The 17282-nt window shown below is 73.6% G+C and carries 12 protein-coding genes; 3 read left to right on the forward strand and 9 right to left on the reverse strand.

All coding sequences use genetic code 11. From position 1 onward, the window contains the following. Window positions 1-14 precede the first annotated feature (14 nt). Both ACZ592_RS17015 and ACZ592_RS17020 read right to left on the reverse strand, forming a co-directional pair. Window positions 15-416, reverse strand: a complete 402-nt coding sequence (locus tag ACZ592_RS17015; RefSeq protein WP_471582328.1) for a RidA family protein — start codon at window positions 414-416, stop codon at window positions 15-17. Next, window positions 413-1693, reverse strand: a complete 1281-nt coding sequence (locus ACZ592_RS17020; protein WP_471582329.1) for an acyl-CoA dehydrogenase family protein — start codon at window positions 1691-1693, stop codon at window positions 413-415. Before ACZ592_RS17020 ends, ACZ592_RS17015 begins: the two co-directional genes overlap by 4 nt. 108 nt (window positions 1694-1801) lie before the next feature. Between ACZ592_RS17020 and ACZ592_RS17025 the strand changes: the two genes are divergently transcribed. After that, window positions 1802-3451 (forward strand): AMP-binding protein, encoded by a 1650-nt coding sequence (locus tag ACZ592_RS17025; RefSeq protein ID WP_471582330.1) that lies wholly within the window; start codon window positions 1802-1804, stop codon window positions 3449-3451. Between the two features lie 9 nt (window positions 3452-3460). After that, entirely contained in the window at window positions 3461-4327 is an 867-nt protein-coding gene (locus tag ACZ592_RS17030) for a PaaX family transcriptional regulator (RefSeq protein WP_471582331.1), read from the forward strand. 19 nt (window positions 4328-4346) lie between these two features. Here the strand turns inward: ACZ592_RS17030 and ACZ592_RS17035 are convergent, their stop codons facing one another. Together ACZ592_RS17035 and ACZ592_RS17040 are read right to left on the reverse strand one after the other, a co-directional pair. Next, window positions 4347-6668, reverse strand: a complete 2322-nt coding sequence (locus ACZ592_RS17035; RefSeq protein ID WP_471582473.1) for a bifunctional salicylyl-CoA 5-hydroxylase/oxidoreductase — start codon at window positions 6666-6668, stop codon at window positions 4347-4349. 506 nt (window positions 6669-7174) lie between these two features. Next, window positions 7175-8002 carry an enoyl-CoA hydratase family protein gene (locus ACZ592_RS17040; RefSeq protein ID WP_471582332.1) on the reverse strand — a complete coding sequence of 276 codons (828 nt, stop codon included), beginning with the start codon at window positions 8000-8002 and terminating at the stop codon, window positions 7175-7177. 288 nt (window positions 8003-8290) lie between these two features. Here ACZ592_RS17040 and ACZ592_RS17045 point away from each other — a divergent pair, with 288 nt between their 5' ends. Then, a complete protein-coding gene (locus tag ACZ592_RS17045) occupies window positions 8291-8764 on the forward strand; it encodes an ATP-binding protein (RefSeq protein WP_471582333.1) in 474 nt (157 codons plus the stop codon). Here ACZ592_RS17045 and ACZ592_RS17050 read toward each other — a convergent pair. The 5 genes from ACZ592_RS17050 to ACZ592_RS17070 form a co-directional block, all read right to left on the reverse strand. Then, the gene (locus ACZ592_RS17050) at window positions 8730-10178 is read right to left on the reverse strand and encodes an amino acid permease (RefSeq protein ID WP_471582334.1); all 1449 of its coding nucleotides are present in this window, start codon (window positions 10176-10178) and stop codon (window positions 8730-8732) included. The genes ACZ592_RS17045 and ACZ592_RS17050 overlap by 35 nt on opposite strands. 175 nt (window positions 10179-10353) lie before the next feature. Next, window positions 10354-11352, reverse strand: coding sequence for an ornithine carbamoyltransferase (gene argF, locus ACZ592_RS17055; RefSeq protein WP_471582335.1), 999 nt, complete (start codon window positions 11350-11352; stop codon window positions 10354-10356). Window positions 11353-11498: 146 nt separating this feature from the next. Beyond that, on the reverse strand, window positions 11499-12731 hold the full coding sequence (locus ACZ592_RS17060) for an arginine deiminase (RefSeq protein ID WP_471582336.1): 1233 nt from the start codon (window positions 12729-12731) through the stop codon (window positions 11499-11501). A gap of 73 nt (window positions 12732-12804) precedes the next feature. Then, the gene (locus ACZ592_RS17065) at window positions 12805-15393 is read right to left on the reverse strand and encodes a polynucleotide kinase-phosphatase (protein WP_471582337.1); all 2589 of its coding nucleotides are present in this window, start codon (window positions 15391-15393) and stop codon (window positions 12805-12807) included. Next, entirely contained in the window at window positions 15390-16910 is a 1521-nt protein-coding gene (locus ACZ592_RS17070; RefSeq protein WP_471582338.1) for a 3' terminal RNA ribose 2'-O-methyltransferase Hen1, read from the reverse strand. The genes ACZ592_RS17065 and ACZ592_RS17070 overlap by 4 nt, the downstream gene beginning before the upstream one ends. Window positions 16911-17282 lie beyond the last annotated feature (372 nt).

Genomic DNA, 17282 nt, shown 5'->3' on the forward strand with positions numbered 1-17282 from the left:
CGGCCGACGGCGGTTCAGTCGAGGACGGCCACTCCGTCGAGCTCCACCAGGGCCTGCTCGTCCCACAGGCGGACCGCGCCCACGACGGCCATCGCCGGGTAGTCGCGTCCCGCCAACCTGCGCCAGATGCGGCCCAGTTCGGGGGCGTGGGCCCGGTAGTCGGCGACGTCCGTGGCGTAGACGGTGACGCGCGCGAGGTCGGCGGGGGTGCCGCCCGCGTGGCGCAGGGCGGTGAGGAGATTGGTCAGCGCGCGCTCGAACTGCTCGGGCAGGGTCGCGCCGGTGACCTCGCCCGCACCGTCCACCGCGGTCTGCCCCGCGAGGAAGACCAGGCGGGAACCGGTCGCGGTGACGGCGTGCGAGAAGCCGGTGGCCGGGGAGAGTTCGGCGGGGTTGACGCGGTGCAGGCTGCTCATGCGGGCGGCTCCTGGGCGGACGTCGGGGCGGGGCGCTGCGGGTCGGCGTAGAGCTCCTTGGCGATGATGGTGCGCTGGACCTCGCTCGCCCCCTCGTAGATACGGGGTGCGCGCACCTCACGGTAGAGGTGTTCGAGCAGATGACCGCGGCGCAGGGCGCGGGCGCCGTGCAGCTGGACGGCCGCGTCGACCACGTACTGGGCGGTCTCGGTGGCGATCAGCTTGGCCATGGCGGCGCGCCGGGCGGTGCCGGGCGCCTGGGGGCCTTCGCTGTCGTACGCCGCAGCCGCCGCATACACCATCAGGCGGGCCGCCTCCGTGCGCGTGGCCATCTCGGCGACCTGGTGGCCGACGGACTGGAGGTCCTTCAACGGGCCGCCGAACGCGGTCCGTTCGGCGGTGTGGGCCAGGGTCGCGTCGAGCGCGGCCTGCGCCATGCCCACCGCGAACGCGCCGACGCTCGGCCGGAACCGGTTGAGCGTCGTCATCGCGACCCGGAAGCCGCGGTCCACCTCGCCGAGCACGTCGTCCGCGCCGACCCGCACGCCGTCGAAGGCAAGGGCGCCGATCGGGTGCGGGGAGAGCATGTCGAGGGGGGTGCCGGTGAGGCCCGCGCGGTCGGCGGGGACGAGAAACGCGGTGACGCCGCGGGACCCCGCGCCCGGGGACGTACGGGCGAAGACGGTGTAGAAGTCGGCCTCGGGGGCGTTGGAGATCCAGCACTTCTCGCCGGTGAGGCGCCAGCCGTCGGAGCCGTCGGGCGCCGCGGCGAGGGCCAGGGCCGCCGCGTCGGAGCCCGCGCCGGGCTCGGAGAGCGCGAACGCGGCCACGGCGTGCCCCGCGCGGACGGGGGCCAGCCACTGCTCCCGCTGCGCCGTCGAGCCGTGCGCGTGCACGGGGTGGGCGCCGAGACCCTGGAGGGCGAGGGCCGTCTCGGCCTCCGTGCAGGAGTACGCGAGCGACTCGCGCAGCAGGCAGAGACCGAGGGCGCCCGATGAGCCGCGCGGGCGCGCGCCCGCGACGCGGGGCGCCGCCCGGCCGTCCTCGCCGGGGGCCACGGGGGTGTCCGTGCCGGGCAGGGCGGGGGCGCCCCGGCCGGCGGGTGCGGCCTCGAACAGGCAGTCCAGCAGGCCGAGTTCGCCCAGGGCGGCCAGCAGCGGGCGGTTCACGCGGCCGGGCTCGCCCTTCTCCGCCAGCGGGCGCAGCCGCTCGGCGGCCAGCGTGCGCAGTTCCGCACAACGGGTGGTTTGTTCAGGATTGAGCGAGAATGCCGTCACCCCGGACCCTTTCTTATCGCGCACCGTTGACTGCCGTCACCATCACGATACGCTCATGGAGCGAGCCCACCACAGCGCCCGACCGGCAGGCAAGGGGGCAGAGCCGCCATGGAACCCACCGGCAATCCGGCCGACCAGGGGCCGGCACCGTCCGGCCACGTCGACACCTTCGCCCGGGACCACCTCCCGCCCCGCGAACAGTGGCCCGTGCTGGTCCACGACCGCCCCGAACTGCACTACCCCGCCCGCCTCAACTGCGGCGCCGAGCTTCTGGACCGGACCGCAGGGCGGTTCGGCGCCGAGCGCCCCGCCTTCCACACCCCCGCGGGCGAGACCTGGACGTACGGCACGCTGCGGGCACACGTCGACCGGATCGCGCACGTGCTGAGCGACGAGCTCGGCGTGCGTCCCGGCGCCCGCGTCCTGCTGCGCGGGCCCACCACGCCGTGGCTCGCGGCCTGCTGGCTCGCGGTGATGAAGGCGGGCGCGGTCGCCGTGACCGTGCTCGCCCAGCAGCGCCCGCAGGAGCTCGCCACGCTGTGCGACCTCGCCGAGGTGCGGCACGCGCTGTGCGACATCCGGTCGGTGGACGACCTGATCAAGGCCGGGGTGCCGGGCCTCGGCATCACCACCTACGGCGGCGAGGGCGCCGACGACCTCCTCGTGCGCGCCGCCCGGCAGCCCGGCCGCTACCAGGCGGTGGACACGGCGGCCGACGACGTCGCGCTGATCGCGTTCACCTCCGGTACGACGGGCCGCCCCAAGGGCTGCATGCACTTCCACCGCGACGTGCTGGCCATCGCCGACACCTTCGCGCGGCACGTGCTCAAGCCGGTGCCCGACGACGTCTTCGCGGGCAGCCCGCCGCTCGGCTTCACCTTCGGTCTCGGCGGCCTCGTCATCTTCCCGCTGCGCTTCGGCGCCTCCTCGGTCCTGCTCGAACAGGCGGGGCCCACCCAGTTGCTGCCCGCCATCGGGCGGCACGGGATCTCGGTGCTCTTCACCGCGCCGACCGCGTACCGCACGATGCTCGAACAGCTCGACGCGCACGACGTCTCCTCGCTGCGCCGCTGCGTATCGGCGGGCGAGAACCTCCCCGCGGCCACCTGGCAGGCCTGGCACCGGCACACCGGCCACCGGATCATCAACGGCATCGGCGCGACCGAGCTCCTGCACATCTTCATCTCCGCCGCCGACGAGTCGATCCGGCCCGGCACGACGGGCCGCCCCGTGCCGGGGTGGCACGCGCGCGTGGTCGACGCGTCCGGTGCCCCGCTGCCGGACGGCGAGCCCGGCCTGCTCGCCGTGCGCGGCCCGGTGGGCTGCCGCTACCTCGCCGACGAGCGCCAGACGCAGTACGTACGGCACGGCTGGAACATCACCGGCGACACCTACGTGCGCGACGCTGACGGCTACTTCCGCTATGTCGCGCGCGCCGACGACATGATCATCTCGGCCGGGTACAACGTCGCGGGGCCCGAGGTGGAAGAGGCCCTGCTCCGCCACCCCGACGTGGCCGAGACGGCGGTCGTGGGGCGCCCCGACGAGCTGCGCGGGCAGATCGTGGTGGCGTACGTGGTGCCGCGCGAGGGCGCGACGCAGGACCCCGACCGGCTGCGCGAGTTCGTCAAAGGGGAACTCGTGCCCTACAAGTGTCCGCGCGAGATCGTCTTCCTGGAGGCGCTGCCGAGGACGGCTACGGGGAAGCTGCAGCGGTTCCGGCTGCGCCCGGGGCCGCCGGCCGAGCCGGGCCCGTAGAGTGATCACGTGTCCGAGCAGCACACTCCACGGTCCCTGATCGTCACCTTCTACGGCGCCTACGGGCGGGCCGACGCCGGCCCGGTCCCGGTGGCGGAACTGGTGCGCCTCCTCGCCCCGGTCGGCGTCGACGCGCCCTCGGTGCGGTCGTCGGTGTCCCGCCTCAAACGGCGCGGGCTCCTCGTGCCCGCGCGCACGGGAACGGGCGCGGCGGGGTACGCGCTCTCGCCCGACGCCCGCCAGCTCCTGGACGACGGCGACCGCCGCATCTACCGGGCCGAGGCGTCCCCGAGGACCGCCGGGGCCCGCCCGGTCCAGGGCGGCGATCAGGCACCGCGCGGCGACGGAGGCTGGGTCCTCGCCGTCTTCTCCGTCCCGGAGGCGGAACGCAACAAGCGGCACGTGCTGCGCTCCCACCTCGCGGGCCTCGGCTTCGGCACGGCGGCGCCCGGCGTCTGGATCGCCCCCGCGCACCTCTACGAGGAGACCCGGCACACCCTGGAGCGGCTCCAACTCGACCCGTACGTCGACCTGTTCCGCGGCGAGCACCTGGGCTTCGCGGCGACGGCCGAGGCGGTCGGGCGCTGGTGGGACCTGGCCGCGCTCGCCAAGCAGCACGAGGCGTTCCTGGACCGCCACGAGCCGGTGCTCCGCTCCTGGGAGTCCCGCAAGGGCGCGCCGCCGGACCCCGAGGAGGCGTACCGCGACTACCTCCTCGCACTCGACTCCTGGCGCCGGCTGCCCTACGCCGACCCGGGCCTGCCCGCCGACCTGCTGCCCGCGCACTGGCCCGGCGCCCGCTCCGCCGAGGTCTTCGCGGCGCTGGACGGCTGGCTGCGGGAGGCCGGGGCGGGGTTCGTGCACGCCGCCTCCTGAGCGGCCCCCTCCCGCGAGGTCAACCGCCCAGCCTCAGCCGGGGTTTGGGGGCGTCCGTGCGGCCGGTCTGGGGGCGGCGGCTGCCCGCGCGGTACTGGACGGGCCAGACCGCACCCGAGCCCGCGTAGTCCTGCTCGGCGGCGGCGTGCAGGGTCCAGTGCGGGTCGTAGAGGTGGGGGCGGGCCAGGGCGCAGAGGTCCGCGCGGCCCGCGAGGAGCAGGGAATTGACGTCGTCCCAGGAGGAGACGGCGCCGACGGTGATCACGGGGATGCCGGTCAGGTTGCGGATGCGGTCGGCGTACGGGGTCTGGTAGGAGCGGCCGTACGCGGGGCGCTCCTCCGCGACGACCTGGCCCGTGGAGACGTCGATCGCGTCGGCACCGCGGGCCGCGAACGCGCGCGCGATCTCGACGGCGTCCTCGGCCGTGGTGCCGCCCTCGGCCCAGTCGGTGGCGGAGACGCGGACGGTCATGGGCTTGTCGTCCGGCCACACCTCCCTTACGGCGTCGAAGACTTCGAGGGGGAAACGCAGACGGCCCGCCAGGGAGCCGCCGTACGCGTCCGTGCGCCGGTTCGTGAGCGGGGAGAGGAAGCCGGAGAGCAGATAGCCGTGGGCGCAGTGCAGTTCGAGGAGGTCGAAGTCCGCGTACGCGGCGCGACGGGCGGCCTCGCCGAACTGCTCCCGGATCTCGGTCAGTCCGGCGCGCGAGAGCTGGTGCGGGGTCTGGCCGCCCGGCTTGTACGGGAGCGGTGAGGCGGCCTCCAGGGGCCAGTTGCCGTCGGGCAGCGGATCGTCGATGCCCTCCCACATCAGCTTCGTCGAGCCCTTGCGGCCCGAGTGGCCGAGCTGGACGCCGATCGCCGTGCCGGGCGCCCGCGCGTGGACGAAGTCCGTGACGCGGCGCCAGGCCTCGGCCTGCCCCTCGGTGTAGAGCCCGGCGCAGCCCGGCGTGATGCGGCCGCGGGCGCTGACGCACACCATCTCGGTCATGACCAGTCCGGCGCCGCCGAGCGCCCGTGCGCCCAGGTGCACCAGGTGGAAGTCGCCGGGGACGCCGTCCACCGCGGAGTACATGTCCATCGGGGAGACGACGACGCGGTTGCGCAGGGTGAGACCGCGCAGCCGGAAGGGCGTGAACATGGGCGGCGTGCCGTCCGGGCAGCCGAAGGCGCGCTCGACGGCACGGGTGAAACCGGCGTCGCGCAGGCGCAGGTTGTCGTGGGTGACGCGGCGGCTGCGGGTGAGCAGGTTGAAGGCGAACTGGCGCGGCGGCTGGTCGAGGTAGTCCGGCAGCCGCTCGAACCACTCCAGGCTGGCGTGCGCCGCGCGCTGCGTGGAGGCGACGACGGGGCGGCGCTCCGTCTCGTACGCCGCGAGGGCGGCCGGGATGTCGGGCTGTTCCTGGAGGCAGGCGGCGAGCGCGAGGGCGTCCTCGACGGCGAGCTTGGTGCCGGAGCCGATGGAGAAGTGCGCGGTGTGGGCGGCGTCGCCGATGAGGACGGTGTTGCCGTGCGACCAGCGGGCGTTGACGACCGTACGGAAGGTGGTCCAGGCGGACTTGTTGCCGCGCAGCGGGCGGCCGCCGAGCGCGTCCGCGAAGATCTTGGCGCAGCGTTCGGTGGACTCGCGCTCGTCGAGCTCGGCGAACCCGGCCGCCTCCCAGACCTCCTCGCGCATCTCCACGATGACGGTGGACGCGCCGGAGCCGGCCGCGGAGAAGGGGTAGCCGTGCAGCTGCATGACGCCGTGCTCGGTCTCGGCGATCTCGAAGCGGAACGCGTCGAAGGCGAAGTCGGCGGCGAGCCAGATGTACCGGCAGCGGTGGGTGGTCAGGCGCGGCCCGAAGACGTCGGCGTGCGCCTCGCGGGTGAGGCTGTGCACCCCGTCCGCGGCGACGACCAGGTCGTACGCGGTGGAGAGCTCGGCGGCGGGCGGCGCCTCGGCGCGGAAGCGGAGCTCGACGCCGAGATCGCGGCAGCGGGCGTGCAGGATCTCCAGGAGCCTGCGCCGCCCGAGCGCCGCGAAGCCGTGCCCGCCGGAGGTGTACCGCTCCTCGCGGTGCACGATGTCGATGTCGTCCCAGCGCACGAACTCGGCCTGGAGCGCGGCGTAGACGGCGGGGTCGGCGTGCTCGATGCCGCCGAGGGTCTCGTCGGACAGCACGACCCCGAACCCGAACGTGTCGTCGGGGGCATTGCGCTCCCAGACGGTCACCTCGCGCGCGGGGTCGAGCCGCTTGAGCAGCGCGGCGGCGTAGAGCCCGCCGGGCCCGCCCCCGATGACGGCGATGCGGTGCGCCTCGGGCGGCGTGGACGGCAGGGCGGCGCCGGGCCCGGCCACCGGGGACCACCCGGCTGGGGGCGCCGCCGCCCCGGACGTCTTCGGGGCGGCCCCCGAGCCCGCCGTTCCGACGGAGCCACCGGCCGCCTGGGCGGCGAGCGCGGCGGGGCCGGACGGCTCCGGTCCGCCACCCGCCGCCGACACCCCGGCGAAGCCACCGGCCGGCGGTGCAGCCGGCTCGGCAGGACCAGGCTGCGCCGGCCAGGCAGCCACCGTCACCGACCCGGCAGACGCACCACCGGCCCACACGACGGGCGCAACCCACCCCGCCCCGCCACCCGCCGTCGCCACCCCGGCAAAGCCACCGGCCGGCGGTGCGGCCGGGGCAGCGGCCGGAGCGGGCTCGGCAGAGTCCGGCTGGGTCGGTCCAGCGTCCGTCGCCTCCGGCCCGGCATGCGCAGCAGCGGGCCACCGCGGGACGGCGCCCGGTGTCGGTGTCTCGGTGGAGGGGGCGGCCGGGGGCGTGCGGGGACGGCGGGGCTTCGGGGGTGTGGGCGGCATCGGGGTCACCGGCCCTGCCACTTCGGCGGGCGCTTTTCCGTGAAGGAGGCGTGGAACTCCGCGTAGTCCTCGCCGTTCATCAGGAGGGCCTGGGTCGCCGCGTCCAGTTCCACGGAGGCGGCCAGGGGCATGTCCAGTTCGGCGGTGAGCAGCGCCTTGGTCTGGGCGTACGCGAGGGCGGGGCCGTCGGCGAGGCGCCGGGCCAGGGTCCGGGCCGCCTCGGCGGCCCGGCCCTCCTCCGTGAGCTCGCTGATCAGGCCGATCCGTTCCGCCTCGGGGGCCCGCACCGGTTCACCCAGCATGAGCAGCCGCGTGGCGTGGCCGAGGCCGACGACGCGCGGCAGGAGGTAGGCGGCCCCCATGTCGCCGCCGGACAGCCCCACCCGGGTGAAGAGGAAGGAGAACCGCGCGGAGGGATCGGCGACGCGGAAGTCCGCGGCGAGGGCGAGCACCGCGCCCGCGCCGGCCGCCACCCCGTGCACGGCGGCGACGACCGGGAAGGGGCACTCCCTGATCGCCCGCACGACCTGCCCGGTCATCCGGTTGAAGTCGAGCAGCTGGGCGGTGTCCATGGCGAGCGTCGCGCCGATGATCTCGTCGACGTCGCCGCCGGAACAGAACCCGCGGCCCTCGCCGCCCAGCACGAGGGCGCGGACGGACCGGTCGCGGGAGAGCTCGGCGAGCAGGTCGCGCAGGTCGGCGTAGGCGCCGAAGGTGAGTGCGTTGAGCTTGTCGGGGCGGGCGAGGGTGACCGTGGCGACGCCGTCGTCGACGGCGAGGCGCAGGTGACGCCAGTCGGGGGTGCGGGTCGCGGAGCCGGTGAAGGGACTCATCGAGGTGCGGCCTCCTCGGCCTGGGGGCGGGAGTGGGCTGCCTGGTGTGCGGAGTCAGCCGGAGAGAGCCGGTCGACTGCCTCACCAAGTTATCACCGTTCTGTGACTGTCGTCATGAGTGCGCGATACGACGGATCCCGCCACGGCCCGGCCCGTCCCGCCCCGGCAGCCTCGAGAGGGAACGGAATACCGAAATACGTGTCTTGTCCCCTGGGACGCCGCAGGGACGGACGTCCCGGAAATGCCCGCCGGTCGCCTCTGTCGACATAGCGCTTAAGATTCGTACGGTTGAAAGCAGGACCGCCACCTGCTGCCCTGAACGGACCCGCCTTGCTCGAACCTTCTTCCCCCGCCTCGTGGCGCATCGCGCTGCCGCACACCACGGCAGCCGTGCCTGTCGCGCGCGCCCTGGTCCGTACGGCGCTCAACGACATCGAGTCGTCGGCCGACACCGACACCGCCGAGCTGCTGACCGCGGAGCTGGTGGCCAACGCCGTGGAGCACACCGGGGGGCAGGACCCCATAGAGCTGGTGATCGAGCTGCTGCCGACGGGCTGTCAGGTCGAGGTCCATGACTCCAACCCGCTGCCGCCCGGCGATCTCACCGACCCGGGCCCGCACAGCGAGCCGGACCCCTGGCAGGAGCACGGCCGCGGCCTGCTCCTGATCCGCACCCTCAGCTCGTCCTGCGGCCACCGCCCCACCGCCTCCGGCAAGGCGGTCTGGTTCACGCTTCCCGCGAAGCCCCCGCGCCCGAGCTGACGGCGGCCCTGCCGAGGCGCGAGTGGCCTCGGCCGTAGAGCGCGTAGACCACCGCTCCCACCACCAGGAACACGGCGAACTGCACCCACGTCGTCCACCCCGTGCCCCAGATCAGGTACAGGCAGAAGCCGACGCCGAGGATCGGGCTCGCGGGGTAGAGCGGCACGCGGAAGGTGCGCCGCAGGTCAGGGGCCGAGCGGCGCAGCGCGATCACCGCGACGTTCACCACGACCATGATCGACAGGGTGCCGATGGTGGTGAGGTTGACGACGACGTCGAGCGAGGAGAACGCGGCGGGGACGGCGACGACCGCCGCGACGATCCAGGTGTTGGCGACCGGCGTCGCGGTCCTCGGCGAGACGCGTTCGAAGACGCGCGGCATGAGGCCGTCGCGGGACATCGACATCAGGATGCGGGTCTGGCCGTACATCACGGCGAGCACCACGGAGGCGATGGCGACGACCGCGCCGAAGGCGATGATGCCGCCGCCCACGGTCGATCCGGTGACCTGGTTGACGATGAGGGAGAGCGCGGCGGGCTTGTCGGCGACGGCGTCCGGGCCGAGGGCGCCGATGGCCGCGAGCGCCACGGCGACGTAGAGCAGGGTGACGACGCCGATGCAGATCATGATCGCGAGCGGGATGTTCCTGCGCGGGTTCCTCACCTCCTCGCCGGCGGTGGTGACCGCGTCGAAGCCGATGAAGGAGAAGAAGGCGAGCGAGGCGCCCGCGGTGATGCCGGAGACGCCCGCGCCCGCGAACGGCGTGAGGTTCCCGTCCTCGAACGCGGTGAAGGCGATGGCGAGGAAGAGCAGCAGGATGCCGATCTTCAGCACCGCCATGGCCGCGGTGGCCCCCGCGCTCTCCCTGATGCCGCGCACCAGGAGCACGGCGGCGAGCAGGATGACGACGACGGCAGGCAGGTTCACCACGCCGCCCTCGCCGGGCCCTGCGGAGAGCGCGGCGGGCAGCTCCCAGCCGGTGAGGCTGTGCAGCAGCTCGTTCAGGTACTGGCTCCAGCCGACCGCGACCGCGGAGACCGAGACGCCGTACTCCAGGAGCAGGCACCAGCCCACCAGGAACGCGGTGCGCTCCCCCAGCGAGGCGTAGGCGAAGGAGTACGAGCTGCCCGAGACGGGGATCGCGCCGCCCAGCTCGGCGAACGAGAACGCGGTGAAGATGCAGGTCACGGCCGCGAGGACGTAGGAGATGGCGACGGCGGGGCCCGCCTCGGCGACCGAGTCGGAGAGGCCGACGAAGATGCCGGTGCCGACGATGGCACCGACGCCGAAGCACACGAGCTGGAAGAGCCCCATGGTGCGCCGGAGGCCGTGCCCCTCCAGGTCCGCGCCCGATTCGGCGACGAGCTGGTCGGGGGACTTGATGCGCAGCCCGGTGGTACGCGTGGGGCTCATGGGGTGGTTCTCGTTTCTGGTGGTGCTGGTGCGGCGAGGGTGGCCGCGTACCGGTGGGCCGGATGTGGTGTTCCGGCTCCACCAGTCTGTGCCGGTGGTGCGGATCGGGCAGGTTCGCGGGGCCGATCGGACGGGGGACCCGTCGGGCGGGGAGGGCGATCGGACGGCGGTCCGGTCAGGCGAGCGTCGCCACCAGGATCGCCTTGATGGTGTGCAGACGGTTCTCGGCCTCGTCGAAGACGACGGAGTGCGCCGACTCGAACACCTCGTCGGTCACCTCGAGGGAGTCCAGGCCGTACGTCTCGTGGAGCTCGCGGGCGACCGTGGTGTCCAGGTCGTGGAAGGCCGGCAGGCAGTGCAGGAACTTCACGTCGGGGTTGCCGGTGGCGCGCAGGACGTCCATCGTCACCGCGTACGGCACGAGGGCGGCGATGCGCTCGGCCCACACCTGGACGGACTCCCCCATCGACACCCACACGTCGGTGCCGACGAAGTCGGCGCCCCGCACGCCCTCGGCGACGTCCTCGGTGAGCGTGATCCGGGCGCCGCTCGTCCCGGCGAGCTCGTGGGCCCGCGCGACGATCTCCTCGGCCGGCCAGTAGGCCCTGGGCGCGACGATGCGGATGTCCATGCCGAGCAGGGCGCCGGTGACCAGGTAGGAGTTGCCCATGTTGTAGCGGGCGTCGCCGAGGTAGGCGAAGGCGACCTCGGTGAGGGGCTTGGCGGTGTGCTCGGTCATCGTGAGCACGTCGGCGAGCATCTGGGTGGGGTGCCAGGTGTTGGTCAGGCCGTTGTAGACGGGGACGCCCGCGTGCGCGGCGAGCGCCTCGACCGTGTCCTGCGCGTCCCCGCGGAACTCGATGGCATCGAACATCCGCCCGAGCACCCGCGCGGTGTCCTTCGGCGACTCCTTCTTGCCGATGTGCGAGCCCGAGGGGTCGATGTACGTGGTCGACGCGCCCTGGTCGGCGGCGGCCACCTCGAAGGCGCAGCGGGTCCGCGTGGAGCTCTTCTCGAAGATCAGCGCGATGTTCTTCCCCTGGAGCCGGCGCGTCTCGGCCCCGGCCTTCTTGGCCGCCTTCAGCTCGGCGGCCAGGCCGACCAGGCCGCGGAACTCCTCGGCGGTGAAGTCCAGCTCCTTGAGGAAGTGGCGGCCGGTGAGGTCGGTGGCCATGGGGCGCTCCAGGGATGCGGAGGGGGGAACGGGGGACGACGGGGCAACAAGGACGACGAGGCCATGTTGACGTTGAAACTATATACGACGCTCCACATTTATATACGGCGGGTGCGTGTCCGCCCGCGAGACGGCGGTGGGACGTGCTACGCGCCCGGCACCGGGTCGCGCTCCACGGGGCAGCTCATGCACCGCGGCCCGCCCCGGCCGCGCCCCAGCTCGCTCCCCAGGATCTCGATCACCTCGATGCCCTGCTTGCGCAGATGGGTGTTGGTGGTCGAGTTCCGCTCGTAGGCGACGACGACCCCGGGCTCGACCGCCAGGACGTTGCAGCCGTCGTCCCACTGCTCGCGCTCGGCCGCGTGCACGTCCTGGGTCGCGGTGAGCACCCGGATGCCGTCCAGGCCGAGGGCCGCGGCGATGGCCCGGTGCATGTGCTCGGGCGGGTGGTCGGTGACCTTCAGCTCCCGCTCGCCGACGCCGGGTTCGATGGTGTACGAGCGGAGCATGCCGAGGCCCGCGTACTGCGTGAAGGTGTCGCCGTCGACCATCGTCATCACCGTGTCCAGATGCATGAAGGCGCGTCGCTTCGGCATGTCCAGGGCCACGATCGTCTGCGCGGAGCCCGCCGCGAACAGCTTGTGCGCGAGCATCTCGACGGCCTGCGGCGTGGTCCGCTCGCTCATGCCGATGAGCACCGCGCCCCTGCCGATCACCAGGACGTCGCCGCCCTCGATGGTCGAGGGGTAGTCCGCCTGCCCCTGCGACCAGATGTTGAAGTGCTCGCTCCGGAACAGCGGGTGGTGCTGGTAGATCGCCTCGAAGTGCACGGTCTCCCGCTGCCGGGCGGGCCAGCGCATGGCGTTGATGGAGACGCCGTCGTAGATCCAGGCGGAGGTGTCGCGGGTGAAGAGGTGGTTGGGCAGCGGGCCGAGCAGGAAGTCGTCGAGGTCCATGCAGTGGAAGCGCACGGAGGTCGGCTCCGGGTGCGCCGCGAGGAACTCCCGCTTGGTCATGCCGCCGACCAGCGCCTCGGCCAGCTCGGCCGACGGCATGGTCTCGAACGCGGCACGCAGGTGGTCGGTGGCCAGCGGCCCGTACTCCTTCTCGTCGAAGACGCGGTCCAGGACGAGCAGCCGGGCCGCGGGCACGTCCAGGGTCTCGGTCAGCAGATCACCGAAGAGGTGGACCTCCACGCCCCGGTCGCGCAGCACGTCCGCGAAGCCGTCGTGCTCCTGACGGGCCCTGCGCACCCACAGGACGTCGTCGAAGAGGAGGGTGTCCTTGTTGCTCGGAGTCAGCCGCTTGAGCTCCAGATCGGGGCGGTGCAGTATGACGCGGCGCAGCCGCCCGGCCTCGGAGTCGACATGGAATCCCATGGAGTCCATCTTTCCCCGGCCGGACGGCCGACGCCCGTCTTTGCGGCCAATGCCCGCCCACTCGTCGCCGGGCTCAGAGCCGCGGGTCCACCGGCTCCGACTCCAGCGCGAGGACCGCGAAGACGGCCTCGTGCACCCGCCACAGCGGCTCGCCGTCCGCGAGGCGGTCCAGGGCCTCCAGGCCGAGCGCGTACTCGCGCAGGGCGAGGGAGCGCTTGTGGCCGAGGAAGCGGCCACGCAGCTTCGCCAGGTTCTCCGGCCGCGTGTACTCCGGCCCGTAGACGATCCGCAGGTACTCCCGCCCCCGGCACTTGACGCCGGGCTGGACGAGCCGCCCCTCGGCGTTCCTGACCAGCGCCTCGACCGGCTTGACGACCATGCCCTCGCCGCCGCGGCTGGTCATCTCCAGCCACCAGTCGACGCCCGACCGCACGGACGCCTCGTCGCCCGTGTCGACGTAGAGGCGGCGAGTGGTCTGCAGCAGGTCGGAACCCTGGGTTCCGTCGTGCTCCACCATGCGGTCGATCAGTGCGAGCTGCTCGTCGTGCGGGAGCCCGGCGAGGCTGCGCCCCCGCACGGCCAGGATCTGGAAGGGCGCGAGACGCACGCCCTCCAGGCCCTCGGTCGGCCAGCAGTAGCGGCGGTAGGCGTCGGTGAACGCCGCGGCGTCCTCGGCGCGCTCCCGCTGGCGGGCGAGGAGGTCACCCGCGTCGACCCCGCGTGCCGTCGCCGCCTCCAGGGCGGCGAGCGCGCCGGGGAAGACGGCGCCGGAAGCGGCGCCGACCGCGGCGTACTGCGTACGGAGCAGGCCGGACGCCTTCAGCGACCACGGCATCAGCTCCGCGTCGAGCAGCAGCCAGTCCGTCTCCAGCTCCTCCCACAGGCCCGCCTCGGTGACGGCGGTGCGCAGCCGGCCGAGTATCTCCTCGGTGACGGCCGCGTCGGTGAAGAAGGGGCGCCCCGTACGGGTGCAGAGCGACCCGGTCGGGCCGCCCTCGACCCCGAACCGCTCGCGGGCCACGTCCGCGTCGCGGCAGACCAGGGCCACCGCGCGCGAGCCCATGTGCTTCTCCTCGCACACCACGCGCCCGACACCGTCCTGGGCGTACGCGGCGAAGGCCTCGGCCGGGTGCTCCAGGTAGCCCTCGCGCTGCGAGGTGGCGGTCGGCGCCATCGTCGGCGGCAGGTACGGCAGCAGGCGCGGGTCGACGGCGAAGCGGCTCATGACCTCGAGGGCCGCCGCCGCGTTCTCCTCGCGCACGGCGACGCGGCCCGCGTGCCGGGTCTCCACCGCGCGGCGGCCGTGCACGTCGTTCAGATCGAGCGGCCGCCCGTCGTGGCCGCCCGGCGCCTCGGTGCGCAGCGGCTTGGCCGGCTCGTACCAGACCCGCTGCGCCGGTACGTCGACGAGCTCGCGCTCCGGCCAGCGCAGCGCGGTCAGCCGGCCGCCGAAGACGGCGCCGGTGTCCAGGCAGATGGTGTTGTTCAGCCAGGTCGCGGTGGGCACCGGCGTGTGGCCGTAGACCACCGCGGCCTTGCCCCGGTACTCCTCCGCCCACGGGTAGCGCACCGGCAGGCCGAACTCGTCGGTCTCACCGGTCGTGTCGCCGTACAGGGCGTGCGAGCGCACCCGGCCCGACGTACGGCCGTGGTACTTCTCGGGGAGACCCGCGTGGCAGACGACGAGCCTGCCCTCGTCGAGGACGTAGTGCGAGACGAGCCCGTCGACGAACTCCCGCACCTGGGTGCGGAATTCCCCGCTCTCGCCGTCCAGCTGCTCGATGGTCTCGGCGAGTCCGTGGGTGTGCTGGACGTTGCGTCCCGCGAGGTGGCGGCCGAGCTTGTTCTCGTGGTTGCCGGGCACGCACAGCGCGGTGCCCGCGGCGACCATCGACATGACGCGGCGCAGCACGCCCGGGGTGTCCGGGCCACGGTCGACGAGATCGCCGACGAACACGGCGGTGCGGCCCTCGGGGTGGACGCCGTCGACGTAGCCGAGCTTGCCGAGCAGGGTCTCCAGTTCGGCGGCGCAGCCGTGGATGTCGCCGACGATGTCGAAGGGGCCCGTGAGGTGGGAGAGGTCGTTGTAGCGCTTCTCGGTGACGACGGTGGCGCCCTCGATCTCGTCCGTGCCGCGCAGCACGTGCACCTTGCGGAAGCCCTCGCGCTCCAGGTGGCGCAGGGAGCGGCGCAGTTCGCGCTGGTGGCGCTGGATGACGCGGCGCGGCAGCCCCGCCCGGTCCTCGCGCCGGGCGTTGCGCGCGGCGCAGACGTCCTCGGGCACGTCGAGCACGATGGCGATGGGCAGCACGTCGTACTTCCTGGCCAGCTCGATCAGCTGCTTGCGGCTGTCGCTCTGCACGCTCGTCGCGTCGACGACGGTGCGCCGGCCCGCGGCCAGGCGCTTGCCCGCGATGTAGTGCAGCACGTCGAAGGCGTCACGGCTCGCGCCCTGGTCGTTCTCGTCGTCGGCGACGAGGCCCCGGCAGAAGTCGCTGGAGATGACCTCGGTCGGCTTGAAGTGGCGGCGCGCGAAGGTGGACTTGCCGGAGCCGGTGGCGCCGACGAGGACGACGAGGGAGAGGTCGGTGACGGTGAGCGTGCGGCGCGGGCCCGGGGCCTCGGTGCCGGTCCCGATGCCGGTGTCGGTGTCGTTCGTCATGCGGCCCGCACCTCCTTCGTGGTGTTCGTCGCGTGCGCGGTGCGCGGGGTGGGCGGAGTGGCCTGGTCGGCCTGGGTGAACATGGCCATCTGCGTGGGCGGCCCCACCTCGGGGTCGTCGTCGCCGACGGGGACGAACTCCACTCCGTAGCCGTGTCGTTCGGCGACCTGGCGGGCCCAGTCCCCGAACTCCTCGCGCGTCCACTCGAAGCGGTGGTCGCCGTGGCGCGCGTGGCCTGTGGGAAGCGTCTCCCAGCGGACGTTGTACTCGGCGTTCGGCGTCGTCACCAGGACGGTGCGGGGCCGCGCGGAGCCGAACACCGCGTACTCCAGGGCGGGCAGGCGTTCGAGGTCGACGTGCTCGACGACCTCACTGAGCACCGCCGCGTCGTACCCCTTGAGCCGCTTGTCGGTGTACGCGAGGGAGCCCTGGACGAGCGTGACGCGTTCCGCCCTGCGCTCGCCCATGCGGTCCAGCTTGAGACGCCGCGCGGCGACGGTCAGCGCGCGCATCGACACGTCGACCCCGACGATCTCCGTGAACCGTGTGTCCTTCAGCAGCTCCTGCACCAGCTGGCCCTGCCCGCAGCCCAGGTCGAGCACCCGGCCGGCCCCCGCGGCGGTCAGTGCCGCGACGAGTGCCTCGCGGCGCAGCACGGCGAGTGGCACCGGCTGCTCCTCGGTGTCCGTCTCCTCGTCGACGGCGTTGTCGAGCTGCTCGACGTCCGTGTCGTCCGCGTCGGCGAGCCGCACCAGTTCGAGCCGCTCCCTGGCCTGACGGGTCAGGGACCAGCGCCGCGCGAGGTAGCGGCTGGTGATGACCTGCTGCTCGGGGTGGTCCGCGAGCCAGCCCTCGCCGGCCCGCAGCAGCTTGTCGACCTCGTCCGGCGAGACCCAGTAGTGCTTGGCGTCGTCGAGGACGGGCAGCAGCACGTACAGGTGCCGCAGCGCCTCGCCCAGGGTCAGGGCCCCGTCGGGCGCTTCGAGGACGAGCCGCACGTACCGCGAGTCGCCCCACGCGGGGAACCGCTCGTCCAGCGGAACAGGCGTCACCGTCACCGTCCAGCCGAGCGGCTCGAAGAGCGCCCGCACCAGGGCGGCGCCGCCGCGCGCGGGCAGGGCGGGCACCTCGATGTGGAGCGGCAGCGGCCGCGCGGCCCGTTCGGGGCGGGCGGTGCACACGCCGCGCATCGCGCTGGAGAACACCGCGCTCAGCGCCACGGCGAGCAGCGACGAGGCCGCGTAGGGCCGGTCGTTGACGTACTGCGCGAGCGCCGCGTCGGGCGCCTGGCCGCGCCCCTTGCCCTTCCCCTTGCCGCGCCGCACCAGCGCGACGGGATCGACCTCCAGGAGCAGCGCCGCGGTGCAGCGTTCGGCGGTCGCCTCGGGGTAGACGACATGGGCGGTGCCGTAGGAGGTGGAGAACGCCTGCGTCTTGTCGGGGTGCTTGTGCAGCAGGAACCCGAGGTCGGTGGCGGGGCGTTCGGAGGTACCGGTGGTGCCGATCGTCAGGAACACTGGGCATGCCTCGAAACACGGTCTGAGCTGCGGGTCCTCAGCGAACTGCCGGATGCGGCGGACAACCGTCGCGGGCGCGTCCGACACCGGTGGGCCCGAGCGGCGGGAATGCGCGCTTCGGGGAGCACGGCTCCTCGCCCTTCCTCTCCGGCGCGCCTCTACAACGTACAGCGAACGCTCTGGACGCACCCGGGAATATTCACCCCGCGGGCCCCGGGCAAACCCGTCCCGTCCGCCGCTGCCCGTCGGCCCATCGGCGCGCCCCTTGCCCATGGGCAAGGGGCGACGGGCGGGCTCACTTCCGAACCCTCCCGGGGAGGCTCGGCTGCCCTGCCGCCGGCACGAACTCCCCCGATCGCGCGGGCCCAAACC

The sequence above is a fragment of the Streptomyces sp. NPDC040622 genome (assembly GCF_055593965.1).